We start from the raw sequence: 26857 nt of genomic DNA on the forward strand, positions 1-26857 counted from the left end.
TCAGGAGAAAGCTATGGGACTTACCAAACAACAAATTGTCAGTTGGTTACAGCTCTGCGCTGAGGTGTTCAGTGAACAGCGGGATTTCCTGACACAGTTGGATACCGAAATTGGTGACGGCGACCACGGCCTGAATATGAATCGCGGCTTTAATAAAGTGGTCGAAAAACTGCCCTCTTTTGCGGATAAAGACATAGGTTTTATCCTGAAAAATACCGGCATGACCCTGCTTTCAAGTGTTGGTGGTGCCAGTGGCCCCTTATTCGGAACCTTCTTTATTCGTGCGGCACAAAGTACCAATGCCAAACAGAGCCTGGATCTGCCAGCAGTCTGTCAGATGTTTAAAGATGGCGTCGAAGGGGTGGTGATGCGTGGCAAGGCTGAGCCGGGCGATAAAACCATGTGTGATGTTTGGTGGGCTGTCGTGGCACAGCTTGAACAGGCAAATCAGCAAGGCGTGCCACTGGTGGATGCTTTGCAGCAAAGTGTCGAACGTGCACAGCTTGCATTGGCGGGAACTATCACCATGCAGGCCCGCAAAGGCCGCGCCAGTTATCTTGGCGAGCGCAGCATTGGCCATCAAGACCCTGGGGCGACATCGGCGATGTTGATGATGCAGGCTCTATGGCAGGTTGCCAGCCACTAATATGGCCCAACCGATAAGGTAATCAGGAGGAAAGATGGTCAATCTCGTTGTAGTTTCTCATAGCGCGCTGCTGGCTCAGGGTGTGGCCGAACTGGCACAGCAAATGACACAAGGGGGCTGCCAGTTGGCGGTGGCCGCCGGTGTAGACGACGTGGATCATCCTATTGGCACGGATGCCATCAAAGTGATGGAAGCCATTGAATCGGTCTACTCCCCATCGGGTGTATTGGTGTTGATGGATTTAGGCAGCGCATTACTCAGTGCCGAAACCGCACTGGAGTTATTAGACCCAGAGATGGCAAGAAATGTGCAGCTCTGCGCAGCCCCACTGGTCGAAGGGACTCTGGCCGCGGTGGTGGCAGCTTCATCCGGTGCTTCACTGGCCGAGGTACGTGCTGAAGCTATGGGGGCATTGGTGGCAAAAGCGGCTCAGTTAGGTGAGGGCATTGCACCCGATGCTAACAGTGCGGTAGTGGCTAAGGCTGCTCCCGATGCACAAAGTGTCAGTTGGGTTGTCCGCAATCCTAACGGGTTACATGTCCGGCCAGCGGCCAAACTGGTTGAAGTATTAGCGCCATTTGCCGCAGATTTGTTGCTGGAAAAAAATGGTCAATGTGTGAATCCGCGTAGCCTGAATCAGCTCGCCATTTTGCAAGTACGTAAGGGAGATACCATTCGCCTGCTAGCCAGTGGTGAGCAAGCCGGAGAGGCGCTGGATGCTTTTATGCAACTGGCCCATCAGCATTTTGGTGAGTCTGTTAGCACCATCAGTGATAGTGGATTCACGGGTGTAATGGTTCCTCGTGGTACCATCACTGCACCAGTACTCCAGTGGTTACCTGCTATTCCGGTGTTCTTACCGCAAACCATTAATGCCGGGAGCGTTGCTAACGAACAATTGCGTTTGCATCAGGCTTTAGCACACACCGTGGCGGATTTGCAGCAGTTGGCGCAGCAGGCAGAACAGCAAATTAGTGCTCAGGCAGCAGCTATCTTCAATGCCCATGCCATGCTGATTGATGATGAAGAATTATATGCGTCGATGGATAAGCGGATAGAACAGCAGTTGGTGTGCGCAGAATCGGCATTACAGGATGAGTTGATGAGCATGGTAGCAGACTATCAGGCTCTGACTGACGACTATTTGCGTGTCCGCGAACTGGATATTCGCGATATTCTTAATCGTGTTTTGGGCCATTTGACCGGGTTGCCGCCAGTTCCCTTTTCAGTCGATCGTGAAATTTTACTGTTAGCGGAGGAGTTATTCCCTTCACAAATGATTGGGTTAAATCGCCAACATGTAAAAGGTATTTGTTTAAGTAGTGGGCATATCCTCTCTCACAGCGCGATTTTGGCAACAGAATTGGATATTCCGATGCTAGTGGGGGCTATGGGTTGCCTTGATGCCAGTCGCAATGGTCAAAACGCCCTATTGGATACCGCAACTGGAGTACTCAAACTCCAGTAAGCGGCGTAAGTTTTCAACACATATAACCCCCTTGAAATAGCAGCCTCAATTTAGGGCTGCTATTTGAGGAATTAAGTGACTCAGTGGCGTTAGAATCTGTTTTCTCCAGTTATAGCGTTCTGCGATTAGGGTGGCGCTTGCTTGCCTGATATCAGCTATTTCATTTTCTGTTAATTGGCATACATGGTGTATCACTTCAGCCAAATCTATAGCATCCCCCGGAATATGCAGGAACCCATCAATACCGTGTTCAACTTGTTCTCGCAGGCCACCTGAGTCGGCGGCAACTAATATCGCCCCCTGCTTTCTGGCTAACCAGCGCGACTCCATAGGAATTAATCCATTTGGCTCATTTTCGGCAGACAGAACACACACCCGCGTATTACGCCACTGAATCAGGCAGGCCATCAGTTCGCGATCAAATGAATTTATAACCGAAGCGTGTATATCAAGTTGACTGGCTAATACTGATAACTCCGGCAACACAGGATCACTGACGATAACGGCATGAATATCATCACCCAGATAACTGGCTGCCGTCAGCAATAAATCATAACGCTTATAATGCACGCCTCTGCCAAGCGTAATAGCCAGCGGTTTTTCGCGTGATATTCCGTAAGCGGATAGCGTGTCGCAAATCTCTTGTTCACTGCGTATCCGAAACCATGGATCGTTGATATTTACCCCTGCGGGAACCGGTATCATTGTTTGAGGATCAGCACCATATTGTGAAACTAAATGATCGGCCAGAAAATTGCTGATAGTACCTAGCTTGATATTAGGATCAATCTTTGCCCATTGAACAGGCAATGATTCAGCCATAAGTCTGTCAGGATTAGGTAATGGCATTTCATGATTGAATGCTGTGCCATGAGAAACATAGATGACCTTTAAATTCTCTCCTTCAACAGCAGTATGTAAGCTGACAATTAAAGGGGTAAATGAAAATGGTAACTCATGGCAAAATGCCAGGGTAATATCGTAATTCTCACTAATATCAATAATCTTTGCGGCGGCGGCAGCTGAGGATATTTTCCAGTTTTGTAAGTTACCGAGAAAAGCATCACCGTAAGGCCATAAACACGCTGTTTCATTACCCAAAGTCATGTTTGGTACCGTTGAGAATGTTCCTCCTAGTTTATGAATTTCTTTTATATAATGAGTGTGGCAATCAATATCAAAAAATGTATTGTATTTACTGTATGCAATCTCAATAAAATGCGGTTCCAGACAGATGTTATGGGTGGACAAAAAGGCTATCACCTCAGGTAGTGCCTGGATTTGTCCTCTGATATAAGAGCCGACACCCCCAACGAAAATTTGGATTCCTTCTGTAGATAAATGAATAATACCTATTCTTAGATTGTTTTTTTTATGAATGGGAAATATATTATCTTGCATATAAAACCTCGAAATTTTAACGAGAAATGTTATTGGCTACTTTGTTTCTTCGCTACCTTATAATTATTGATAAACAAAACATCCAAACCGCAATTCAAAAATAAATCAATTGCATCTTTGGGTGTTTCTACTATTGGCATACCTTTGGTATTGAGTGAAGTATTTAGCAATAGTGGTATTTTAGTCTGCTCAAAAAAAGAAGTTATCAATTTATGGAATTTTCTATTGATATCCTTTTTAACAGTTTGAACGCGAGCACTTCCATCAACATGGACGATAGAAGGGAGATCTGTTCGGTATTGTTCTTTTACATAGGCAATAAATAACATGTAGTCACTATCATGATTTAAGTGGAAATACTCTTGCACTTTTTCATGTAAAATCGCGGGTGCAAAAGGCCTAAAATCTTCCCGAAACTTCACATTGGCATTAATGTGATCTTTCATCTGCCCGCAGCGGGGATCGGCAAGAATGCTTCTGTTTCCCAACGCACGCGGCCCGAATTCAGACTCCCCTTGAAACCATGCAATGACCTGACCAGATGCAATAGAGGCGGCCGCCATGGCTTCAATATTTTCACAATAAGTGTATTCAATCTTGTCGTTGTGTTTTTCAAGTTCAGTTATTACGCTAATATCATTATAGTTCTTACCAAAAAACGGCGAACCAGTATGTTTGACTCGTTCTTTTTTAAGGACCTCCAGCCAACCATAATAACAACATCCGATGGAAAGCCCATTGTCACCTGCCGCAGGTTGAATATATAAGTTATCAAAATCACACCCATTAATAAGTTTTTCATTCGCAGTGGCATTTAACGCAACCCCTCCGGCATAAGCGAAGTTTTTCATAGGATGAAGTTGGTAATAATAGTTAAACAGGTAGAATAAAGCTTCTTCAAGTTTGGTTTGTGCCCAATAGGCCAGGTCTGCATAATATTGGAAGTTATTTTTAAAGTGTGCTGGGTGAGTATTTAGTAATGGATCGATATTTATCCACCAGTCATTACGTAATATTATTTTTCCTGAATTGAAAAAGAACGGTTGCCAATTGATAGCATTTTCTCTGCCATAGGGAGCCAGGCCCATTAATTTACCCGCACAGTCAAGTTCACCAAAAATATATAAGGCAATTCCCTCATAAAATTCACCGATAGAATTTTCTATTTCCCATGTTGAAACGGGATAGATTTCTCTATCCTTCCGATTAACCCAGCGGGAAAAGTCTTTAAAAACTGGCAGCATTTTGCCATCTTGATATACATAGTAACTGCATGTTTCCCAATAACGGTAACGATTATTATAATGAATATTATCAGTGCCATAGATATCCCCATTAATATCATTACAGCTATCTATGCTACCACCATGTCCATCAATAACTACAACCCCCATATCATCAAAAGGAGATGTCCCTATTGCACTATAAGCATGGGCCAAGTGATGTGAAAGGGTCACAACAGGCACCATAGGAGGCAGAATCCTATTCTTCCGATATTCTAATTGCTCGCTAAAGATAGGGTTATGAGAATTTTGCTCTACGATTAATGTCAGGTCATTATATGTAATACCCGCAGCATCTAAACAGTATTGAATGGTGGTATTATCATTAAAACCATCATGCTTGACTCTTGATATTCTTTCCTTTTCTATTGCAAATATAATTTCTCCGTCTTTCATTAGACAGGTTGAACCATCATGGGATAGGGCAGTGCCAAGAATATAAATAGGTTTATGCATAATTAATATCCTTATCAATTACAATATTGTCAGTTAAGTATATAAGCGAGCCGCCGAGATAGTGCGAGTGTTGTTAATGATGGATTAGCAGCACCGGGGCGCGGAAATGTACTAGGGCCGATAGCAAATAGATTATTTATTTGATTGAATTCATGATTGTCATTTAATATTTCACCTAAGGGTAATGTGCTACCTTCATGATTTTCTGTTCCCAGAGGACTAATCCATGTTATTGGGACATTGTAATTGACTATTCGCAATGGCGATCTTATTTGCTGGTGGACCTCTCCCATTGTACGAGCATGGATAATAAACCCTGTTTGAAAATCTAAAGGCTCGAATGGGATTTTTGCATTACTACATACTTCACGCCAGAATATATCTAATTCATGTTTCTCTTTTTTAATCAGGATATTATCTGCATCCCCCAAATCACATGAAATGGATAATGGCATGGTTTCACCATTCGTTGCTATGCTGATGTTTGCATGAACAGAAGGGATTTGTTCACCCATCGTCCATGCTTCTAATTCAATTCCAAGATCTGATTTGTTGATAGTAAAAAACAAATTAAAACGCTCACCACTTAAGCTAGGGCTAAAAAATATAGTGTCGGGATGACTCTCAATTAATTTATCGAGTTTATCTGGGACTTTATCATGCTCAATGGTGACATTAAATCCTTGAACTATATGATCAACAAGGCCCGTTAGTTTTTTCTCTATCAAAATCCCCGAATCATAAAGCGCTTGAGTAGCTAAACGTGAGTTTTCAATTGTCCCTAAAGCAAGCACGCATTTATCTGCCAATACATGATGTATCTCATTAGATGCTATGTCTCTTAACTTAGCGCCGATACATTTTCTATTTGCAATAATAAGCGCGACAGCTTCATACCCGGAAATAATAAGTGGGGATTCTCTAAGTTTATTATCTTGCTTCCAATAGGATAGGGGGGAATAGGCTTCCCAGCGCTCAGCTTCTCCTAGTGTTCGAATGGCCTGCGGGGCGATATTGAATTCAAAATTAGCAAATTTAAAGCGATAGTTTGTATCATAGCTCTTTTCTGCCCAAGCTAATATGTCTGACTGCACCTGTGTATAAAGGGATGGGCCATCTAACCACTTCTCGCTGAGGTCGCTGGCAATTTTTTCTGGCCAATACTTAAGAATTTCGGACTCAATTGGCAAAATAACGCCATGCCAATAAAGTGACCTGCCGCCCACTCTGCGCCGCAAGCATGTTCCTTTCGAATAATGTGGCTCACTTAAAGATTGCCACGAGCGGTAAGCATATTTATCAGAGTCCTCATTCTTCCAGAATTCATCCGCTCGTTGAAAATCTTCCCCTGCATTTATATGATTACAATCATCAGCTGGCCCCGCTTCTATAATAGCAATATTTTCTACTTCTCTATTATTTAAATGTTTTGCTAACTCTAAACCTGACATCCCTCCAGCCAATATTAGAATATCAATTTTTTCAGGGGTTTTTGCTGAATTTTTCGATGTTGCCGATGCAGTAATATTCATTATGTAACCTCTAAACAGTGATGTTTACTTAAAAACTAATGGTTTTATGTTGGAATCGTGCGACTCTCGTCTTAATTGATGTATAAAATCTTCCCATGGGCTTATAGGGAATTTTGATTGAGTCAGAAGCTTATTACTGACAAGCTGCATTTTTATTTCTATCTCACCTGCAGCACGCATGCGCATCCATTCAAATAGCTGTTGTGCAGTATCTCTGGGGAAGCCTGGATCAACTTTTATATGATAGTATTCGGAACCATAAAACTCAGTAAACGCAGAGTATTCTGTTACGGCACATGGGATAGTATAAATCGCAGCTAGCGCTGGTCCTAAACCGACGCTTTCAACATTTTTTACATTCGGCGTAAACAAAACAGCACCTGATAAAGCATGGCAAATGGTGAGCAAGTCAATTTCGTCCAAACACCATTTATTATATTTATTTCTATAAGTTTGAAGCGGGACTTCATCCAGAAAAATGATATCCTTATCAAGATGTAATACATTCACCTGCTCTTTTAGATAAGTTGCATACTCAGGGTCTTCATTCATACTCCCGAAGATAAGTAACTTAGGAAGACATAAACTTTTTTCTTTATAAATATCAAGTAATGAATTGAAGATATCAATTGATATTTCGAGACCTTTAACTCTAAATACCCGGACAGGTGCGATAATAACCGTCGAATCTGCGGAGATATTATGTTGGTTTAAAAATTCACTATGAAGATTATTAAAACTAGATTCATCTATAGAAGGCAATATATTCGGGATGAATTTTGCCACTAGTTCTGTTGGGTAATATCGACATTCATCTGCCAGAGATTCAGATGCGACTATCCATTTAGTATAGCTATTATCTTGTGGTACTGGAGTTAGTATGTTGGGAAATTTTGGATATAACCTTTCGGCATTCTCATAAATAGCATAGCTACCAAAAAGATCATGATCCCAGAATATGACACCACCGTATCTTTTCTTTTCCCAATATCTTTTTGCGGCATTATGAATAGCCTGAGTAACGGGTACGGCATCAGACAGTGTCATGTTTAAACAGAAAAGCCAGTCAATATCATTATCCTCAAGCCAACTAATAAAATAATTTTGATATTGTTCCGATATTAAAGATATATCTTTCTGGATATTTTTTATTTCTTCGTGTGTTAACTGGTCATATTTGGCTATTTTATTTCTTATGTTAGTAAAATCATTACCATAGTCTTCATTACACATTGAATACTGATGAATAGAACTTACTTTCATCCAGGTAGGATAGTGTGACTCTGGGTTCCCATGAGGAAAGAAATTAACCTTATCTGGCCGCCATGAAAATCCTAGGTCTGCGGGTATTTCATAAGTGATTATATTGTTTTTTATTGCCATTTCAGCAACATTTCTAAATATGGTTAATAGACCACTGGTTGGGAGACCATCACCTGATATAATCGCCCACTTCATTTTCTTCATTATTTATCTCCTGATATTAACTGTTTAATTGAATTGACTTTACTGATAAAATATTAATTAAAGAGAAAATTAATATGCAACAAATTAATATGGCAATAAAAGCTGTTCTCAGTGAAGTAAAATCTGCTAATATGCCGATTAATGGTGGTGAGATAAGCAAACCAATTCTTGACATCCATGTTGCAAAAGTAATTCCACTGGTTGCATTTATATTAGGTAACTGGCCAATAAAGGATATCGTTAGCGGGAATATCACGGATATTCCTAACCCAATGAGAGAGAAGCCTAATATTGTAAAAATAATAGAGTGACCGGATATTATTAATATGATTCCTATCATGGATAACACCACTCCATATTTTAATGTTATGAATCCTCCAAACTTATTTGTGTAGTAGTCACCAAATATACGACCAATAACCATGCATATTTGGCAGAAGAGATAAGGTAAACCAGAAATTACTAATGAAACATCGTAATTATCCTTCATGTATATTGCACCCCAGATACTGGCTGTTTCTTCTATGCTACATGTAAAGATCAGTACAGTTAAGGCTATAATATAAACTTGAGTCTCTAATAATCCTATCTTGTTTTTATGTTTATCAGGTAAGTGAAAATTAATTTCCGTATTAACTTTTTGAAATAATAGAATGTAAATAACTAATGCCATTAAATTAATAGTGAGTAATGTAAGGTTGAATTCTTCCATTGAAAACCCGAGTCCAATCGCCATGACAGCAACCAGCCCGCCCCATATTGTGCCGATACTGCTTATACCATGAAGCCGATTAATCAAACTAAACCCATATGACTTTTGTATATTAAGGGCTTGTACATTAATACAAGTATCTCCCCATGAGTCAAAAACACCGAATAGGAAAAGTAATAACGTTATTTCATACCACGACGACGAGAAAGCGACTGTTGATATAGTAATAATTAAAAATAAGAATGTTATATTTGTTGCCCAATATAGCCCAATGAAATTTATAAACTTTTTTGAAAATAATCCGAAGATTATCGATCCCGCTGGAATAGCTGATATCATTATTCCAACCATATAATTACTGAGGTTGAATTTTTCTTTTAAATCTGGAATCCATGGAACCAAACTAGCATAGGCAATACCGTGAATAAAAAAAAGTGCTGATAATATGATACTTTGTTTTTTTTGCATTTTTTTATAATCATTAAATTAATTTAATATGGGTTAATTGTTAAGATATATAATTAAAGTCAAATCCTAATATATTTCTATATCCTGACTTTATTGATGGTTCCTTTAATTTTATAGGTGTAACTTGATGCCAAATAGATGAGTTTTTATCTATGTGGAATAGACCCTCACCGCACTCTAATGTGTGTGATTTAATGAGTTCATCTTTTTCAAGGCAATAGAGTTTGCTCGTACCTCCTTCAATGTTATATTTATCAATAACTAATGCAGATACAATATAGTCACTCCCATCTTGATGTAGACCTTCTGGCGAATTTGAGACCTGATGTGTTGAGCCATCTATAATTAAAGATATTTGATGGCAAGTGACCCCGATTTTTTTGATTTTTCTTTTAGGTTCACATTCACACAACATTTCGATGAATTTTTTAATGAGTATCTTCAAAATAGCCGAATTTGCAGTGGCTCGATCCATCGGAGGAAAATGGCGTATTAATTGCCTTAAATCTAACTGATGGTCGGCATTCTGGGTAAAGTTGGTTAATGTAGGGAAATCTATATGATTAATACTCCATTTGTTATCAATATATTCGGCAGTGAATTGGCTCACCCCTCTCTTTCTAAAAGGTTTATAGGAATAAAATATTTTTTTATCAGGTACAGATAATGTGGATATTAGGGATTGAATACCTTTAGGTACCAAATTGTCATCAAGATAGCATTGTGCCTCCTGTAAAATTAATTTTCTATCCGCAAAACGTTTACTGATAAGAAACCTTAATTGAGAAAACTTTATATCATTAGTGTCCCATGCTAATTTTTTAAATGATAGTTCATTTTTAATTGTTCTTATATTTACACCAAATTCATTTATATTGAATTGAATTATTTTATATTTAATAGACATAGATATCCTATTCATCAAATTATTATTTATGCGTTATTTATATTAATTTAAGTAAATGATACAAAATTACATATATTAATTAAAGCGTTCCAGAATAGTGTATTTAGTTTGATTTTTTATTTCTCTGTTTTTATATCTCAAAGATCTCTCTTCAGCAAGCTTTTATAAATAGGTGCCAGTATGTATGTTTTTCAAACTATATATTATTGATGTATTTTTATGAGTAATTTTATAGTGACATATTAGGTAATTAACATTTATAGATAACAGAATCGATTTATTTATCTTTGTTATTGATTTCGCCCTTAATGTTTCGAGATCAGTTAAAGGACATTAATCCTCCATTTCATGATCTAAAATACAATATCAAAAATGTGATCCGTGTAAATGGAATGGTGTTTCATTTTGTGTATTGTATTATTAATGCCAAATGACACTTTCTATTATTTATAGTCACGCAGCGTGATTTTACTTGGGTGGCTATGAGTTACTGAGGATCTCGAAATGCCGATTAATTTATTGGGTAAAACGCTATTGTTAGGATTGATGTCGTTTGTTGTATTGGGGACGGTAAATGCTGCGCAGTATAATGCGGTCGTTTCTACCACTCCTCAGGGAGACGAGTTTTCCTCGATTAATGCTGCATTGAAGTCAGCTCCGATGGATGACACTCCTTTTATTATCTTCCTGAAAAATGGAGTTTATACTGAAAGGCTCGAGGTGACCCGTAGTCATGTCACCCTCAAAGGAGAGAATCGTGATGGCACGGTGATCGGTGCCAATACTGCGGCAGGAATGCTCAATCCACAAGGTGAAAAATGGGGAACTTCCGGCAGCAGTACTGTGCTGGTTAATGCTCCGAACTTTACAGCCGAAAATCTGACTATTCGTAATGATTTTGACTTTCCAGCCAATAAAAAGAAAGCGGATACTGACCCAACAAAATTAAAAGATACTCAAGCGGTGGCACTATTATTAGCCGAAAATAGTGATAAAGCGCGTTTCAAGGCCGTGAAACTTGAAGGTTACCAGGATACGCTTTATAGCAAAACCGGCAGCCGGAGTTATTTCACCGACTGTGAAATTAGTGGTCATGTTGATTTTATTTTTGGCTCAGGAATCACGGTGTTTGATAATTGTACTATCGTGGCGCGTGATCGAAGTGATATTGAGCCGCCTTATGGCTATATCTCCGCCCCGAGTACATTAACGACCTCGCCTTATGGTTTGATATTTATTAACAGCCGATTGACCAAAGAGCCAGGTGTTCCCGCTAATAGTTTTGCATTAGGGCGTCCATGGCACCCGACAACTACTTTTGCGGATGGCCGTTATGCCGATCCGGCGGCAATTGGTCAGGCGGTATTTATCAATACGACGATGGATGATCATATTTACGGTTGGGATAAAATGTCTGGTAAAGATAAGCAAGGCGAGAAAATTTGGTTCTATCCGCAAGATTCACGTTTCTTTGAGGCGAATAGTCAGGGGCCGGGAGCAGCAATTAATGAGGGACGCCGCCAGTTATCTGCGGAGCAACTTAAAGCATTCACGTTACCTATGATTTTCCCTGACTGGGCAGTCCATTGAAACTAAAATGGCAGGGACTCGCCACCCTTGAATTGGTGGATATCCAGCCGATGGAGTTTCACTTTTCGCCATAATGTGGTGCGGCCGATCCCCAATAAGGTCGCCATTTCATTCAGTTGCCCCTGGCAGACCAATGCGGCACGAATAATGGCCTGCCTTTCTAATTCTTGTAGTGATAAGACTGGCCGAGGTTGTGGCATATCCGGTTCTAATAGCAATCTTTCACCTAGCAGGTGCTCCGGCAAATCATTGAGATTGATACGGTTGTTGCGACAGGCCATCGCGGCCCGCTCAACCACACTTTTTAGTTCCTGATCATTACCCGGCCAAGGGTATTGGCATAACTGGCGAATGACACTTTCGTCTGGCTGATATTGGCAGTGAAAATGTTGCCCAAGGCTGGTCAGCGTATGCTGAACCAGTAGTGGAATATCTTGCTGGCGTTGGCGCAGCGGCGGGATATGTAGCTCAAAAGATTGCAAGGTATAGAATAGTTGACGACGAAAGCGGCCTTGTTTTACTAACAAGGGCAGGTCTGCACCGGTGGCGGTAATGATCCGTACATCCACTGGTATCACTCGATTAGAGTTTACCCGCATCACCATGCCGGTTTTGACAATTTGCAGCAACGCGGATTGCATTTCTGGCGACAAGTATTCGACTTGCTCCAAATATAAGGTGCCGCCGTTGGCTAATTCGAATTTGCTGGGCTGTCCAGATTCACCTTCACTGGCATCACTACCCAGGAATTCCCGCGCCATAATATTTTGCGGTAATGCCTGACAATTCAATACGATATAGGGGCCAGCTGCTCGATTGCTGGCATTATGAATGGCCTGCCCCAATTGTTGCTTACCCACACCTTCTTCCCCATGCAGTAAAATGGGGTGTCTACCTTTAGCTGCTTGTTTGCCATAACGAATTAAGCGGCGCATTTCCAGTGATGCCACTGGCATATCGTCAAAGGTATAACTGGCTCGCCCTAATTGGTTGTTAACCATTTGTCGCAGTAATTCTTGTGGATGCAGAAGGGCAATAAATCCACAACGATCGCCATCTGGAATAGGTTTGAGAGTCAACAAAGCAGGAATAAATTGTTGTTGATTTTCAAAAGTGACTTCCACATGGCTGAGGGGGGTACGCTGCAAAATAGCATGGGTCAGCACAGCGGGTAGGGTGAGCAAATCAGTGACTGGCTTACCGAGACTGTTGGTTTCATTGAGCTGCAAGATGGCTGCTGCCCGGCGATTAAGGTACAACAAACAACCGCGTTGGTCCCAGGCCATTACGCCATCTTCAACGCCATCCAACAGGGCGTTGAGTTCGTTCAGATGACGGTTGGTTTCGGCCAATAAAGTATCGGCATGAAGGTAATTCCCAATTTCTCGGGCAATCGCCAGTGTCAGCGGCAAGTCACTGGCGGCGTTATCAACCAGTAAACTCCCCAGAACAATTACGGCCCGTTGGCGGCCACTGTTGTCATACACTGGCGTGGCGCAGAAGTGCCATGGGTGTAGGGCCTGTTTGAAGTGCTGCTGGCCGCTGACCTGTATCGGATGCCCTTCGGCTATTGCCAGGGCGGGGGCATTGGTGCCGATTAATCCTTCAGCCCAATAGCTGCCACAATCAATACCTAACGCTTTTAACTGACTCATGGTCTGCGGATGACCGCATTGCCACAGGGTACAGCCGCTTTCATCAAGAATGAGTAGAACACAGTGGCGCGATTCCATGTATTCATAGGCATCTTCCAGTGCGGCCTGGCCTAATACCAATAAATCGTTTTTTCGCTGACAAATTGACTGGAAAGTTGCCCCTGCTGCGCGATGTGGTGCACGCCATTGCTGGGCTTGCATCAGTTTTTGGCAGCGCTGCCACGAACCGATTAGCGCCGGAGTGGCAACTGGCTCAGTGTTGCTCATTGAGTGCCTTGGAACCCGGATGTCGCCAATGGATTTGGCCCGGCAGAATCAGTTGATTTTGCGCCAAAGGTGTTTCGGCGATCAGGGCGGTGATCATCTCAAAGCTATGGCGTGCCAACCCTTGGCAATCCTGTGCAATGGTATCTATTTTTAAGGGCAAGCAATCAAACAGGTAATGGTCATCAAAGCTACAAAGATGAATATCACTGTCCATTAATTGATGCTGATTGAGATAGCGTAATACCCCTTCCAGCAGGCCACAGGCAGCGGTAAATACTGCTTTGGGTGGGCGGCCTAATTGCGCGCAAAGCTGGGCAATCATTTCATAACCGGAGCTGGGCAAGTAATGGCCATTTAGGATCCATTCGGGGCGGCATTCGACCCCAGCTTGTTGTAGCCCTTGCTGGAAACCCGACAAACGGTCACGCGTCGGCGAGATCCGTGGCTGACCGCCGAGAAAGTAAAATTCATCTGGATGTTGGCGAGCCACATTTTCAACCAATGCACAGGTAGAGGCGATGGAGTCGGTAATCACCAGCGGTAATGCCGATTCACCAATCAATCTATCCATCTGCACCACTGGCAGGCGAGCATTAATTTTTTGATATTCGCCATCATTGAGCTGGCTGGAAGCGACAATCAGGCCATCAACCTGGCGCTGTACCAAACTGTTTACCGCCATCATTTCCTGGCCGGGATTCTCGTCGGTACAGGCAATAAGCAACTGTAACCCTGCCTCACGACATAACATCTCCAGCTCTCGCGAAATAAGCGCAAAGCCGTGGTTGGTCATCTCTGGCACCACCAACCCTATGGTGTGACTGCGGGTTGAGCGCAGCGAACGGGCGTGGAAACTGGGCTGATAGTTATGTTCGCTGGCCAGCGCAATAATACGATCCCGCGTTTCATCTGAAACACGATATTCCTTACTACGTCCATTGAGCACCAGACTGGTAGTCGATTTCGACACACCAGCCAGTTTGGCAATATCGTTGATGGTAATACGTTTATTGTTTTTCACAGATTAATGTTGTTCGCCCAGTGAATCTGTCGCCTTGAAAGATAGTTCATTCTAACATGGGCGAAGACAACAGCCAGTGTTGCACTCGCAGTTCAGCACTTCCCGCAAAAATGGCTTGTGGCGGTACTGGTGGGAAGTAACTCGACGTCATCACCGCTTCCCCCTGATTGATAAAAATCTCTATGCTGCAACGATCGCAAAGTAACTGTAATTGTTGCAATTGACCGCGCCAGTAACGGAATTCTCGCAATCCGGTGCGCAGATTATTACGACTTAAAATCAAGCGCGCACCATCCCATTCCAACAGCAGAGTATTGCCCAATTCGAGGGTGAAAGGCGCACTGACGTCGATTATCATTTCGGCACTACCGATTGCAAGAGCAGGGGCTTCTTGGGCACGGCCTTGCCACTGCGTATGTTCACACCGCAGCGCGGCTAACTCGCGGGCCGGTTGCTGAATCAGTTTGTCGCCATTAAGACTCAACTCGCGCGGGCAAGTCATGGTGTGGATCCAGCCATATTCCACTGTCGGTTGGTAAAACTCATCTTCATCTGGAAGACCCATCCAGCCGAATAATAAGCGACGGCCATCTGCGGCCAGCGTGGTTTGCGGCGCGTAAAACTCAAAGCCAGCGTCCAACTCGTGGAATGCCTGGTGATTGAAGGTGGCGTTGGTATAATCTAATTTGCCCAGTAAATAGCCTACCTGAAAGGTATTACGATAGCGTTCAGCTTCGGCTGGTATACCCTGTGGGCAGAACATCAAAACGTCTTTATCTGCCAGGGTAAACAGGTCGGGGCATTCCCACATATAGCCAAAAGGCCCAAGCCCCCCCAGACCAGAGCCAGCTATCTCACCCAGATTATGCCATTCGCGTAAATCACCAGAGCGCAGCAGTAGCACCTTGCCTTGTAGTTGTTTGTCCTGAGCGCCTAACACCATGTACCACTGGCCGTCGTGCTGCCAGACTTTCGGGTCACGCACATGTCCGGTATAGCCAGCGGGCAATGGGAGCACTGGCCCTAACTTGTCGAACTCGCCCCGTTCATTTTCCTGTGCCAAACATTGGAATGCGGTACGGGAGCCATCGGGGTATTTCACATTTCCGGTGTAAATCAGGGTGATAATGTCATCAGCAATTACCGCCGAACCGGAGTAACAACCATGACTTTCATAGGCTTCGCTCGGCACCAACGCCACGGGTTGATGCTCCCAATGCACTAAGTCAGTGCTGCGCCAGTGGCCCCAATATTTACTGCCGTGGCGGCAATCCAGCGGATTCCATTGATAAAACAGATGATAATAGCCAGCATGATAAATAAACCCATTAGGATCATTCAGCAACCCGACACAGGGAGCTAAGTGCCAGCCCGGCCGGTGTGGGTCTTGTAATGCGCGGCCCTGACCGCGCATTACTGCCAGCGTAAGATGTTTAAGCAAACTGGCTTCTTGCATTATTCGCTGTCCGTTTTGTATTTAAGTAGCAAGGAAATAATAAACGCAGCACCAAAGGCAATCACCAAGCCAATCAGATAGTTAACAATCGAATTGCCTTGCACGATGGCGATGCCGGGGATACCGGTCAAACCCACCGCGGTCATATTGACATGATTGGCCACCACCCATGCGCCACCGAGTGCTCCTCCCGCCAGTGCTGCCAGGAAGGGTTTGATAAAGCGTAGGTTAATCCCGAAAATAGCCGCTTCAGTTATCCCCAGCATGGCGGAAAATGCCGAGGGGATTACAATGGCTTTAATTTTGGCATCGCGGGTTTTAAAGTAGACCGCCAGACAAGCCCCACCTTGTGCAACATTCGCCATCGACCAGATGGGCAGCAGGAAGTTAACGCCAATATTGGGATTACCCAATAAACCAGCTTCGATTGCATGGAAACTATGGTGAATACCGGTTATCACGATAACGGAATATAGCCCACCAAATAACAATCCAGCCAGCCAACCGGCATGGGTAATCAGGGTACTGAGTACCAGTGAAATGCCATCACCCAGCACGCGTCCGGCAGGGCCAATAAATAGCAGCGCAACAAATCCGGTAATAATGACGGTTAAAAATGGCGTGAGGATCAAATCCAGCGCATCAGGGATAATCTTGCGTAGGCGCTTTTCCAATATACTCATAAACCACACAGCTAGCAGGACGGGGAATACCGTGCCCTGATAGCCAATCATCGCCACCTCCATCCCGAAGAAGTTCATGGTGTGGAAACCACCCGCCACTCCCCAGGCATTGGTCAGTGCCGGATGGGTCAGAATGCCGCCCAGCGTGGCTCCCAGATAGGGGTTACCGCCAAACTCTTTGGCTGCGGTAAAACCAATCAAAATCGGCAAAATAATAAAAGCAGCGGAGCTGAACATATCCAACATGATAAATAGTGCGCTGTTGGCATCGGCCCAGCCATAGGTTTTCACCATGCCGAGCAAACCCATCAACAAACCGGAGGCCACAATCGCCGGAATGATTGGCACAAAAATATTAGAAAGCAGCCGGGCAATGCGCTGGAATGGATTTAGCTTACGGGCAGCCGCATCGGCCGCTTCTGATTTAGTGGATTCGCTAATTCCCGCCACTTTAATAAATTCGGCGTAAACTTTATTCACCAGCCCGGTGCCGAAAATAATCTGCAATTGCCCTGCATTACTAAAACAGCCTTTAACGCCTTCGACTTTCTCTACCGCTGATTTTTGTACCAGCGAGTCATCAGCCAATACCAAACGCAGGCGTGTCGCGCAGTGCGCTGCGCTGACAATATTGTCTTTACCGCCGAGCAATGGGAGTAGAGCCTTTGCGGTCTCATTAATATTCATTATGTCCCTCGCATACAAATTAGGTTACCCGCCGTGGCAGCCAATCCCCTGCCGACGGCGGGGAATGATCAGAACCAGGTTTCCATCTGGATACCAAAGTTCCATTGACCGCCGGCGGCAAAATCATTTTTACCGAAGGCATCATCCTTGGCGTAGTTATCCAGATCTTGACTCCAATCCATGTAGGTCGCGAAGACGCGTATTTCTGGGCGACTGAAGAAGTTGCTGATATCGCCTGCTTTAAAGGTCGGAGCAAAGGTCAGTTTATAGAAACCGCCGCTGACTTTGTGATAATCCTTATACCCTTGCGGGTCGAGATTCATATATTGATAACTACCTTCATACGCCAAAGCAAAGTTTTCGGTTATTTCCTGAATCAGGCGGGCATTAAAGGTCACCCACTTATAACTATCGCCCTCGACATATCGGTCTTTGCTTTGCTGTGCCAATATTGCGGGTGCCAGGCTCCAGTTTTTGCTCAGCGCGGTGGTGCCGTAAGAAGCCAGACGCCAGGTATCTGCACCGCTGGTCAAGTTACCATCGGAGCCAATAGATTTCACTTCAGCTCCCAGGCCGTGGCCATATAACAAGGCTGTTTTAGACGTCCCCTCACGTAGCCCATAGAAGCTGTCGCCGTGGTAGGCCACCATGCTGTGAATACCTTTATCTGCTGCATTGGTATTCACGGTTTCGCCGCTATTTTGGCGTGCCTCGTTATCTTTGGCGCGCAGGCCACTCAGCATCCACTGGAATGAGCCGTTATTATGGGTGGATACATAGTTATTGGTGGTGAAAATATAGCTTTGAATATCGCTGTTAACATTCTCTATTTCGCCGTAATTACGGCCATAGAGGGAGAAGTTACTCTTCAGGTTATCAGTCCATTTGATGTCATAAATACCGCCACCGGTACCGGCCAGGAATACCACGTCGGAATCCAGCCAATGAATATCAAAGTTATCGCGATCAAAGCGCTTACCGGCCCACAGGGTACTGTCTTTGAAAATACCATTAAAGGTGGGTAGGGTACCCAATTCGACGAAAGCCTGACGCACATTCAGGTCACTGCTGTCAGCTGTCCAGTCGTTATAACTACGTTGACCATCAGCCAGCATCACTTTGTAGCGAGTGGTTGCGCCATTATCCAGCTGCTGTTTTTTCTCCAAATTCACTTCAACATAGGTATCGGGTTCATTACCTAAACGGCCAATTGCCCCACCAGTACTGCCTGCTGGAGAAACATAAGGGCCACCTTGAGTGCCGGTACCGGAAGAGTTCATTAACAAACCGGAGCGTGCATAACCGTGGAACTCAAAACCATTGTCGCTTGGTGTTTTGCTTTCTAATTTCTCAGTGCGTTTGGCAACTTGAACGGTTTTTTCTTCTGCTTGAAGGGTACGAGCTTCGAGTTTTTGTGCTTGTTTTTCTGCAATTTCGGCGCGGGTTTCTGCATTTTTTGCCCGTTGTTCTGCTTGCTGCAATCGCTGCTCTAAAGCATTAAGGCGGGCTTCGATATCCACATTTGATGAGGCTGCTGAGGCGGAGGTCGCTGCACAAGAAAGAATAAGTCCTATTGATACAGCAAGATAGCTTGGTTTTATCATCATTTTATATCACTCGGTATGTGATTGATTGTATTTATGCTAAACAGCTAAACCGGTTTTTCATGGCTAACATACGGGCGATCAACTGGAATTAGCAAAACATTTTGCTAACCCGATTCAGCTATTGTGATCTGCACTGCAAATTGAGTGGTGGGGTGAGGTAAGTCGCGCTATGAAAGGGATGAATCAGTCAGCGTGAAGCCGTTAAGCGCATTACCGTGAGCTGGGTGTTTAGCAAGGATAGATGAGCAAGAGAGGAAACCGGATGCCAACGCAGGGCATCCGACAGGCGGGGTCGCGGTTAGTGGCTGCGTTGCAGAAAATGCGCCAATTCCTGCGCATTCGGTAGGGCGGTCATTGCCCCTTTGGCGCTGGTAGCCAGGGCACCGCAAGCTTGCGCTTGATCGATAGCTGCACTTAAATCCTGGCTTTGTTGCCAGTTGGGTTGTTGCGACAATGCTGCCAGCAACCCGGCAACAAATGCATCTCCGGCCCCGGTGGTGTCAATCGGGGTGATTTTCCGGCTGGCATATTTTTGCAACTTTCTACGGTTATGCACCCAAACCCCCTCTGCACCCAATGTCACCAGCAATAATTTACAGGAATAGTCAGCCATAACCTGCTCCATAGCTGTCGCGATATCCTGCTGTGGGCAGATAAAATCCAGTTCTTCCCGTGACAGTTTTACCACATCGGCTAATTGCAATGCTTGTTGCAGACAGGGGAGTAGCTCTTGCGGTTGACGCCAAATATCAGCACGAATATTGGGATCAAAACTAACCCAACCTCCATCGGCTTTGATGCGGCGCATAGCCTCAAATGCGGTGCTGCGGCTGGGTTCCTGACTCAATGCAATGGAGCACAGATGGAGCCATTGGTTGGATTTAAACTCTGGTAAATCAGTATGTTGTAGGAATAAGTCAGCACTTGGCATCACCATGAATGTAAATGTGCGTTCGCCATGCTGATCCAAATCCACAACAACAGTTGAGGTTCGATGCTCCGCATCCAGCGTCATGGTACGAGTATCGACATTTTCCTGCTGCAAAACCTGCTGCATAAAACGGCCAAAGCTGTCTTGCCCAACCCGACCAATAAATGCACTTTTACCCCCCAATCTGGCAATGCCTACCGCGACATTAGCGGGTGCACCACCTGGGCATTTAAGGTAACTATTTGAATTTTCAGGAACAAGGTCGATAACAGCATCGCCCAAAACCCAAACGGTATTCTCCATGATAAACCCCTATACTCTTCAATTCTATTTGCTGCTAAAAGTAGAAGAATCGGTTTAGCAAAGCAATAAAATAATCCACAATCTGATAAAAACAGCGAATGGTATGATGAAAAAAGAATTTATCGATACGCCGCAGACAATGATTCAATTTCTCAAAAGATATGGATTATCATTAGCGTTCACTTTTTCCTAAAGGACATTTCATGCCCGGTCGCATTGTCAGCAGGTTTTTATCATTGGTCGCTTTGTGTTTAGCAATAACGGCATCATTTTCTGTTTTAGCACAGCCGATTGTGGTGACAGATGTTGCTGGCCGGCAGGTGACATTAGCTCAGCCTGCGTCACGAGTGATATTAGCGGATGCCAGGGCATTGATGGCATTGAACATTCTTCATCCACAAACACCGCTAAAAGGTATTATCGCCTGGGATAACTCACTGAAAGTGAAAGCGGCCGATCTGGTGGAGGCTTATGCTAAAAAATTCCCAGAAGTGAATAAAATCCCGATGTTTGATAACCCCTATGTCACTGATTTTAGTGTCGAACGGGCGGTATCAATGCAGCCAGACTTAATTATCTTTGATACTGGATTGCTGGCAAAACTCAAAGCCAGTGGTGTATTGGCGCAGTTGGATAAATCGGGGATTCCGGTGCTGTTTATTGATTTCCGCCAGCAGCCGTTGACCAATACGGTTCCCAGTATGCAACTGCTCGGAAAAGTGTTTAACGAAGAAAAAAATGCTGAAGATTTCATACAGTTCTATCAGCAACGACTTGCTCTGGTTCGTCAACGAGTCGCCATTCTTAAACCTGAACAGCGCCCAAGTGTTTTCATTGAACGCCACGCGGGTATGACGGGTGATGAGTGTTGTTCGACTTTTGGCAAAGGCAGCTTTGGGCAATTCATTGCCGAGGCTGGTGGGAATAACATCGGCAGCCAACTGTTCCCGGAAATGGGCGGTGAGATTAACGTCGAGCAACTCATTAGCAGCAACCCTGACTTTTATTTAATGACCGGTGCTGATTGGAGTCGAGGCCATAAGGGCTCAGTAGCCGTTCCTCTAGGCTATAACACTGATACCGCAACGACACAGGAAAAATTGACCCATCTGATGGGGCGAACCGGCATCAGTATATTGAAATCCGTACAGGATAAGAAAGTGATGGCGGTTTATCACCAGTTTTATGATAGTCCGCTTAATGTGGTCGCTGTAGAAGCTATTGCTAAATTCCTTCATCCAGAATTATTTGCCGATTTGGATCCACAGGCGGATTTGGAAATGATTCATCAAAAGTATACTGCTATAGATTATAGCGGCGTGTTTTGGGTCACTGCCCTGCGCCCTTGACGCCGCAGCGTTGTTAGTGGCACTCGTTACTCGGCCATCCCTGGCCTCACCTCGTTGAGGCCGCTGCAAGCAGCGTTCAAATCTGCTCCCAGCAGATTTGTCACCCGAATCACTTACTTATGTAAGCTCATCGGGATTAATGAGCCTCGTCCCTGAGGCTCCCCCTTCGGGCAGCATAAATGCTGTTCAAATCGGTTCCCGACCGATTTGTTATTCGTTTGCTGCCTGGCTGCAACGCCAATAGCTTTGGGCAGTCAAACAGCTGGCGCCCTTGACGCAGCAGCGTGCTGCAATAACTCACGGTAAGTTATTGCAGCATGCACTACTACACTTAACCCACTTATTCCAAATGGTTTTTATTCCCCCCTTTCTGTTTTAGAAGCAAGAAATAATTCGTCTGTTTGCGACAAAATTGATTTACTTGGGAAATGTAATCATTAAGATTAGCGTTTCCAAAAAATTACAATCAGACACAACTCCTTTCGCAATAGGCCCAAAATGTTAACGTTTTCCCGTTTGTCTCTGTTGGCCGCCTCCGTCGCGCTGGCATTACCCGCTTTTGCCGCAGAGAAATCCTCTCCGCCAGTGACTGATAACTCAGCCGAAACTAAAACGAATAAAAGTGACACACTCTCAGTGGTCGGTAACTGGCTTGATAATACGGATAACAGCACGGTTGTGTTGAATCACCCCGGCGCGCGTACTATCGTTACCCAGCAACGTATTCACGAAAAGGGTGCTCAGACAGTGGGGGATTCACTGCGTGGGATTCCTGGTGTTCAAGTGCGTGAAAGTAATGGTACGGGTGGCAGTGATATTTCGCTCAATGTCGGGGTTCGCGGCTTAACCTCTCGCTTATCTCCGCGTTCAACTATCCTGATGGACGGGATACCGCTAGCAGTAGCACCTTATGGACAGCCACAGCTATCAATGGCTCCACTTTCTATTGGTAACCTGCAATCCATCGATGTGATTCGTGGTGGCGGAGCAGTACGCTATGGGCCGCAAAACGTAGGCGGAATCATCAATTTTAATACCAAGGCTATTCCGGAAGACTTCAGTGGTGCCGTTAGCGCACAAACGCAGGGCGCTAGTCATGGCGGTTTAAAAACCTTGAGCAGCGCATCATTAGGCGGTACGGCTGATAATGGTTTTGGCGCGGCATTGCTCTATTCAGGTCTGCATGGTCAAGGGTATCGTGACAATAACGACAATACTGATATCGATGATTTCATGCTGAAAACCCGTTATCAGTTCACCGAACATGACGAATTGCAGGCCAATTTTCATTATTATGAAGCACATGCTGGCATGCCGGGTGGGTTAACCAGTGCACAATATGCCCAGAATCCTTTCCAGTCGACCCGCCCTTATGACCAGTTTGATGGGCGTCGCCGTGATATGTCATTCAAATATATCCACCAGGAAGATGATCGCCAGTTTGAGTTGCTGACATATTTCACCAAAAGTTTCCGTGGCAGCAATATTGAATCCGAAGGGGCTGGTGCCAACCTCGGTCAGAAACGCATGGTGGCTTACCCACGGAATTACACCACCTATGCCATTGAACCCAGCTATTCGCAGTTGTTTAGAATGGGTAGTAGCTCCCATGAGGTGACTGTTGGTTACCGCTATCTGAATGAAACCATGGATGAGAAAGCCTATCGCTCCCCTTGGTATAACCCTGCGACTGTGACTTCAATGCCTGCCACACCACAGTATTATCAGCACACCTCAGGTGGAACCGAAGCGCATGCTGTCTATATCGATGATGCTATCAATGTGTCTGACTGGACCATCACCCCCGGGCTACGTTATGAGAATATCCGCACCAATGTAGATGATTCTTTTGCCAATACTCGGCGTGAGCAGCACTACAGTGAGCCGCTACCTTCACTTAATGTGATGTACCATATGTCCGATGAATGGAAGCTGTTTGCCAATGCCAACACTTCCTTTGGCAGCATGCAATATTTCCAGCTCAGCAAAGGCGGTAATGGTAATGCACCGGCACCGGGCTTGACGGCTGAAAAAGCACATAGCTATGAAATCGGTACTCGTTTTGATGACACGGTAATGACCGGTGAATTGACCCTGTTCTACATTGATTTCGATAATCAGCTGCAATACATCAGCAATGATATTGGCTGGACAAATCTGGGAGCGACAACTCATGAAGGTGTGGAGTTGGCATTTAGTTATGATTTAAGTGAATTCAATTCAGCACTGAATGGGGTAAGTGTTTACTCCAGCTACACCTATACCAAAGCAACCACTAAAAGTGGTGATTTCGCCGGTAAGGACTTACCGTTCTATTCACGTCAGGTTTATACCGTGGGCACCCGTTATGAAACCGGTAATTGGGTATGGAACCTGGATAGTTATGCACAATCTCAGCAACAGTCACCGGGTTCTGGTCCGCAGTATATTACGACGGAGAGTGCCGATGGCCAGTTTGGTACTATTCCGGGATACATGGTGTGGAATACCCGCGCTGAATATAATTTCGGACCAGCCTGGTCAAATCTAACATTGGGCGCAGGGGTAAAAAACCTATTTGATCAACGCTATTTCACGCGTTCCAATGATAACAACTCCGGTAAGTATGTCGGTGAGCCACGAACCTTCTTTGTGCAGGGGTCAGTTGCCTTCTAAATTAGCCATTTAAGATAAGCCCGGTAAGTGAGTCATTTGCCGGGCTTAGGTATTCTCCCCCCGCGCGGCCTAACGAATTTTTCTGTGCGAGACTCATATCTAATATAAATGATAATCATTATTCATTATTCATTATTCATATTTCTTATGTAAATAATAACCTCTGGTTGAGTTGAGCAACAAGGCAACTTCTGGTGGGTTACCAGTGGTGTTGAAATAGGAATAATAGAGTAAAATATTATTCAAAAAACTAATTTTTTCTTAACCAGAGAATTAGAGCGATTATCTAAAATAGATGTTTTATACCAACAGATGAGCCAGTGATTTATTTTTGTATATGCAATAACACGGTTTAATAACAGTATAAAGGTGAAATGTAATACCGCAGTATTAAGCTCAACCATTTATGAGAGAATAAATAATTGAGCATAATGGTTAGTCATTTTATCAGGGTGAAGATTCAATCTTTGATAATTTATCTTCGGCAAACGCAACTTTATTCCGCCCGTCTTTTTTAGCGCGATAAAGTGCTTCATCAGCGGCTTTGAGTGAAGAGGCCAAATCATAGGATTGTAAGGGGGAAATCCCCGCACTTAACGTGACAGTTGTTGATACCTTATGATTGAAAACATGTGGAATATCAAGGTCTAAAACGCGTTGCCGGACACGTTCTGCTAACTGGCTTGCATACTCCTCACTGACATGTGTCAGCAACACTAAAAACTCTTCGCCACCATAACGCACCACGATATCCCGTGAGCGAACAGCATCACGAATGGCGGCAGCAACGCGCACTAAGGCCTGGTCTCCCATTGTATGACCATAGTTATCGTTATAGGCTTTAAAATGGTCGATATCGAGCAGCAGCACATAATGGTTGCCGGGAGACTGCGCTAATAATGTCTCAAGTTTATTCTCCAACCCACGGCGATTATATAAACTGGTTAGTGGGTCTATCATGCTTAAATCACTGAACTTTTCCCTTTCATTATAAAGACGTGCAACAAGTTTGCGGGTGAAGTCGTCACTGCGACGCAGCATCAAATGATGTAAGGAGAAACCAATCAGGGGCAACATAATCGTAAATATGATGCGGAAAATATTTTGAAAGTCGTCCAAAAAAATAACAGTGAGTGCTGCGGGGGCAGTATGTAAACAAAAGGCAAGAAAGTTATCAGACAGAGCAATTGTGCTGATAAAGAAAATGGTGAACAAGCTGAGTAATAAGTAATTATTTTCATTTGTGCCCAGGTATTCATATTTAAGAATGATTTGCCAGGCCCAGAGAATCCCCATGATAATTGAAAATAAATTCAATTTATCAACATAATTCTTCGAAATAAAAATAAAATACGCCGCAACACTAAGACTGATAACCATGATCATGACGAGCGGTAATGTCACTGCTGGCACTTCGGGAGAGGGTAATATCATACTGAAAATAGCGGACGCTGCATTAAGAAATAGAAAAAGCAGTAAAGAGAGCCGATGCTTACTTTTCAGAAGCTGATCGTAGGAGTGGCTATTCATATTCAATTCACTCTGCATAATGGCGCGCTGTCAGTAGAAAAATAAACAATATCCTCATGAAGCCTTTTTATTTAGGCATCACGATAAATAGTTCTTTAAAGTAATTATTTTTGTTTGAAGCGTTTTAACATGGCTTTAGGAATTTTCTTAATCAAAATTACCATTTTTGTTTCAGCCTGTCATCATGATGTCGATCAACTAATCAATTTACTCATCTAAATCTGATATATCGATGGTATCAATGGCACTGGGCCAGCCAAATTGCCAGCTTTCTCACAGCAACTTCATGATGCAGATTTTTTTATAGTGGTATATGATATTGGTTATCATTATCACTTGAGTGAGCCGTCACTATGATTACAGCCAGATTTTCAGCTTACCGTTCATGGGGGATAACTGGTTTATTGAGCCGTGGGATGTCCAGTGGCTGGGGGATGTTGCTGCCTTTTACTTTGCTACCGGTACTGGGGTGGGCTGATATTACTGTGGGCCAGTTGCGAGTACTGATTGTGGTCGCGATGCTGGCGACGGTAAGTATGTTATATCATGCACGGTTGCGGCACTTTCTGTTACTGCCATCTTGTCTGGCACTTTTGGCGGGTATGGTCGCAGTATTGATGCACCATTGATTTTACGTGACGGTACCGGTATGCATTAATACAATTGAGTTATAACAGAGGGGAGATGTTGATATTAGAAATCATCGTGGTGCGAAGGGAGGGACTTGAACCCTCACGTCCGTAAGAACACTAACACCTGAAGCTAGCGCGTCTACCAATTCCG

General features: G+C 44.1%; 19 protein-coding genes. 6 read left to right on the forward strand and 13 right to left on the reverse strand.

The window, feature by feature from the left end:
• Positions 1 to 13: 13 nt before the first annotated feature.
• Both dhaL and dhaM read left to right on the forward strand, forming a co-directional pair.
• Positions 14 to 646: a dihydroxyacetone kinase subunit DhaL gene (gene dhaL, locus QSV56_RS12975; RefSeq protein ID WP_019080613.1), complete on the forward strand. Its 633-nt coding sequence runs from the start codon at positions 14 to 16 to the stop codon at positions 644 to 646.
• A gap of 34 nt (positions 647 to 680) precedes the next feature.
• Positions 681 to 2114 (forward strand): dihydroxyacetone kinase phosphoryl donor subunit DhaM, encoded by a 1434-nt coding sequence (dhaM, locus tag QSV56_RS12980; RefSeq protein WP_050121544.1) that lies wholly within the window; start codon positions 681 to 683, stop codon positions 2112 to 2114.
• Positions 2115 to 2159: 45 nt separating this feature from the next.
• Here dhaM and QSV56_RS12985 read toward each other — a convergent pair whose 3' ends face one another.
• From QSV56_RS12985 to QSV56_RS13010, 6 genes are read right to left on the reverse strand one after another with little or no spacing between them, the layout of a single operon-like run.
• Positions 2160 to 3515, reverse strand: coding sequence for a glycosyltransferase family 4 protein (locus QSV56_RS12985; protein ID WP_195765890.1), 1356 nt, complete (start codon positions 3513 to 3515; stop codon positions 2160 to 2162).
• A 29-nt stretch (positions 3516 to 3544) separates the two neighbouring features.
• Positions 3545 to 5254 carry a carbamoyltransferase C-terminal domain-containing protein gene (locus tag QSV56_RS12990; protein ID WP_046695474.1) on the reverse strand — a complete coding sequence of 570 codons (1710 nt, stop codon included), beginning with the start codon at positions 5252 to 5254 and terminating at the stop codon, positions 3545 to 3547.
• Positions 5255 to 5283: 29 nt separating this feature from the next.
• On the reverse strand, positions 5284 to 6786 hold the full coding sequence (locus QSV56_RS12995) for a GMC family oxidoreductase (protein WP_301212639.1): 1503 nt from the start codon (positions 6784 to 6786) through the stop codon (positions 5284 to 5286).
• Between the two features lie 24 nt (positions 6787 to 6810).
• Positions 6811 to 8253: a hypothetical protein gene (locus QSV56_RS13000; RefSeq protein ID WP_301212641.1), complete on the reverse strand. Its 1443-nt coding sequence runs from the start codon at positions 8251 to 8253 to the stop codon at positions 6811 to 6813.
• Between the two features lie 16 nt (positions 8254 to 8269).
• Complete coding sequence (locus tag QSV56_RS13005) at positions 8270 to 9433, reverse strand: MFS transporter (RefSeq protein ID WP_301212643.1); 1164 nt, start codon at positions 9431 to 9433, stop codon at positions 8270 to 8272.
• A 40-nt stretch (positions 9434 to 9473) separates the two neighbouring features.
• Complete coding sequence (locus QSV56_RS13010) at positions 9474 to 10340, reverse strand: 2OG-Fe dioxygenase family protein (protein WP_046695470.1); 867 nt, start codon at positions 10338 to 10340, stop codon at positions 9474 to 9476.
• Positions 10341 to 10844: 504 nt separating this feature from the next.
• Between QSV56_RS13010 and QSV56_RS13015 the strand changes: the two genes are divergently transcribed.
• Positions 10845 to 11930 (forward strand): pectinesterase family protein, encoded by a 1086-nt coding sequence (locus QSV56_RS13015; protein ID WP_046051633.1) that lies wholly within the window; start codon positions 10845 to 10847, stop codon positions 11928 to 11930.
• Positions 11931 to 11932: 2 nt separating this feature from the next.
• On the opposite strand, the gene dhaR is transcribed toward QSV56_RS13015, so the two are convergent.
• The 6 genes from dhaR to QSV56_RS13045 all read right to left on the reverse strand — a co-directional run bounded on the left by dhaR (position 11933) and on the right by QSV56_RS13045 (position 20540).
• Positions 11933 to 13852 (reverse strand): dihydroxyacetone kinase operon transcriptional regulator DhaR, encoded by a 1920-nt coding sequence (gene dhaR / locus QSV56_RS13020; protein WP_046695469.1) that lies wholly within the window; start codon positions 13850 to 13852, stop codon positions 11933 to 11935.
• Entirely contained in the window at positions 13839 to 14873 is a 1035-nt protein-coding gene (locus QSV56_RS13025) for a LacI family DNA-binding transcriptional regulator (protein ID WP_046051631.1), read from the reverse strand. The genes dhaR and QSV56_RS13025 overlap by 14 nt, the downstream gene beginning before the upstream one ends.
• A 46-nt stretch (positions 14874 to 14919) precedes the next feature.
• Positions 14920 to 16329, reverse strand: coding sequence for a sucrose-6-phosphate hydrolase (locus tag QSV56_RS13030; RefSeq protein WP_050161944.1), 1410 nt, complete (start codon positions 16327 to 16329; stop codon positions 14920 to 14922).
• Positions 16329 to 17699, reverse strand: a complete 1371-nt coding sequence (locus tag QSV56_RS13035) for a sucrose-specific PTS transporter subunit IIBC (RefSeq protein WP_019080601.1) — start codon at positions 17697 to 17699, stop codon at positions 16329 to 16331. The genes QSV56_RS13030 and QSV56_RS13035 overlap by 1 nt, the downstream gene beginning before the upstream one ends.
• Before the next feature lie 68 nt (positions 17700 to 17767).
• Entirely contained in the window at positions 17768 to 19306 is a 1539-nt protein-coding gene (locus tag QSV56_RS13040; RefSeq protein WP_071989150.1) for a carbohydrate porin, read from the reverse strand.
• A 298-nt stretch (positions 19307 to 19604) separates the two neighbouring features.
• Positions 19605 to 20540 carry an aminoimidazole riboside kinase gene (locus tag QSV56_RS13045; protein ID WP_301212649.1) on the reverse strand — a complete coding sequence of 312 codons (936 nt, stop codon included), beginning with the start codon at positions 20538 to 20540 and terminating at the stop codon, positions 19605 to 19607.
• A 203-nt stretch (positions 20541 to 20743) separates the two neighbouring features.
• Here QSV56_RS13045 and QSV56_RS13050 point away from each other — a divergent pair, with 203 nt between their 5' ends.
• Positions 20744 to 21889, forward strand: a complete 1146-nt coding sequence (locus QSV56_RS13050) for an ABC transporter substrate-binding protein (RefSeq protein ID WP_046695465.1) — start codon at positions 20744 to 20746, stop codon at positions 21887 to 21889.
• 498 nt (positions 21890 to 22387) lie between these two features.
• On the forward strand, positions 22388 to 24544 hold the full coding sequence (locus tag QSV56_RS13055; protein ID WP_050131172.1) for a TonB-dependent siderophore receptor: 2157 nt from the start codon (positions 22388 to 22390) through the stop codon (positions 24542 to 24544).
• A gap of 447 nt (positions 24545 to 24991) precedes the next feature.
• Here QSV56_RS13055 and QSV56_RS13060 read toward each other — a convergent pair whose 3' ends face one another.
• Entirely contained in the window at positions 24992 to 26092 is a 1101-nt protein-coding gene (locus QSV56_RS13060; protein ID WP_263697061.1) for a GGDEF domain-containing protein, read from the reverse strand.
• A 335-nt stretch (positions 26093 to 26427) separates the two neighbouring features.
• Between QSV56_RS13060 and QSV56_RS13065 the strand changes: the two genes are divergently transcribed.
• Positions 26428 to 26703 carry a DUF1435 domain-containing protein gene (locus QSV56_RS13065; RefSeq protein WP_026017971.1) on the forward strand — a complete coding sequence of 92 codons (276 nt, stop codon included), beginning with the start codon at positions 26428 to 26430 and terminating at the stop codon, positions 26701 to 26703.
• The last annotated feature ends 154 nt before the right edge of the window (positions 26704 to 26857 follow it).

The sequence above is a fragment of the Yersinia sp. 22-579 genome (assembly GCF_030433455.1).
GTDB lineage: Bacteria > Pseudomonadota > Gammaproteobacteria > Enterobacterales > Enterobacteriaceae > Yersinia > Yersinia enterocolitica.

What these genes read in the sequence shown, in the direction of transcription:
- QSV56_RS12995 (WP_301212639.1), bottom strand. Translation starts at nt 6,786, where the DNA reads ATGAATATTACTGCATCGGCAACATCGAAAAATTCAGCAAAAACCCCT.
- QSV56_RS13030 (WP_050161944.1), bottom strand. Translation starts at nt 16,329, where the DNA reads ATGCAAGAAGCCAGTTTGCTTAAACATCTTACGCTGGCAGTAATGCGC.
- QSV56_RS13010 (WP_046695470.1), bottom strand. Translation starts at nt 10,340, where the DNA reads ATGTCTATTAAATATAAAATAATTCAATTCAATATAAATGAATTTGGT.
- QSV56_RS13040 (WP_071989150.1), bottom strand. Translation starts at nt 19,306, where the DNA reads ATGATGATAAAACCAAGCTATCTTGCTGTATCAATAGGACTTATTCTT.
- QSV56_RS13055 (WP_050131172.1), top strand. Translation starts at nt 22,388, where the DNA reads ATGTTAACGTTTTCCCGTTTGTCTCTGTTGGCCGCCTCCGTCGCGCTG.
- dhaR (WP_046695469.1), bottom strand. Translation starts at nt 13,852, where the DNA reads ATGAGCAACACTGAGCCAGTTGCCACTCCGGCGCTAATCGGTTCGTGG.
- QSV56_RS13035 (WP_019080601.1), bottom strand. Translation starts at nt 17,699, where the DNA reads ATGAATATTAATGAGACCGCAAAGGCTCTACTCCCATTGCTCGGCGGT.
- QSV56_RS13065 (WP_026017971.1), top strand. Translation starts at nt 26,428, where the DNA reads ATGATTACAGCCAGATTTTCAGCTTACCGTTCATGGGGGATAACTGGT.
- QSV56_RS12985 (WP_195765890.1), bottom strand. Translation starts at nt 3,515, where the DNA reads ATGCAAGATAATATATTTCCCATTCATAAAAAAAACAATCTAAGAATA.
- QSV56_RS13045 (WP_301212649.1), bottom strand. Translation starts at nt 20,540, where the DNA reads ATGGAGAATACCGTTTGGGTTTTGGGCGATGCTGTTATCGACCTTGTT.
- QSV56_RS13015 (WP_046051633.1), top strand. Translation starts at nt 10,845, where the DNA reads ATGCCGATTAATTTATTGGGTAAAACGCTATTGTTAGGATTGATGTCG.
- dhaM (WP_050121544.1), top strand. Translation starts at nt 681, where the DNA reads ATGGTCAATCTCGTTGTAGTTTCTCATAGCGCGCTGCTGGCTCAGGGT.
- QSV56_RS13050 (WP_046695465.1), top strand. Translation starts at nt 20,744, where the DNA reads ATGCCCGGTCGCATTGTCAGCAGGTTTTTATCATTGGTCGCTTTGTGT.
- QSV56_RS13000 (WP_301212641.1), bottom strand. Translation starts at nt 8,253, where the DNA reads ATGAAGAAAATGAAGTGGGCGATTATATCAGGTGATGGTCTCCCAACC.
- QSV56_RS13005 (WP_301212643.1), bottom strand. Translation starts at nt 9,433, where the DNA reads ATGCAAAAAAAACAAAGTATCATATTATCAGCACTTTTTTTTATTCAC.
- dhaL (WP_019080613.1), top strand. Translation starts at nt 14, where the DNA reads ATGGGACTTACCAAACAACAAATTGTCAGTTGGTTACAGCTCTGCGCT.
- QSV56_RS13060 (WP_263697061.1), bottom strand. Translation starts at nt 26,092, where the DNA reads ATGCAGAGTGAATTGAATATGAATAGCCACTCCTACGATCAGCTTCTG.
- QSV56_RS12990 (WP_046695474.1), bottom strand. Translation starts at nt 5,254, where the DNA reads ATGCATAAACCTATTTATATTCTTGGCACTGCCCTATCCCATGATGGT.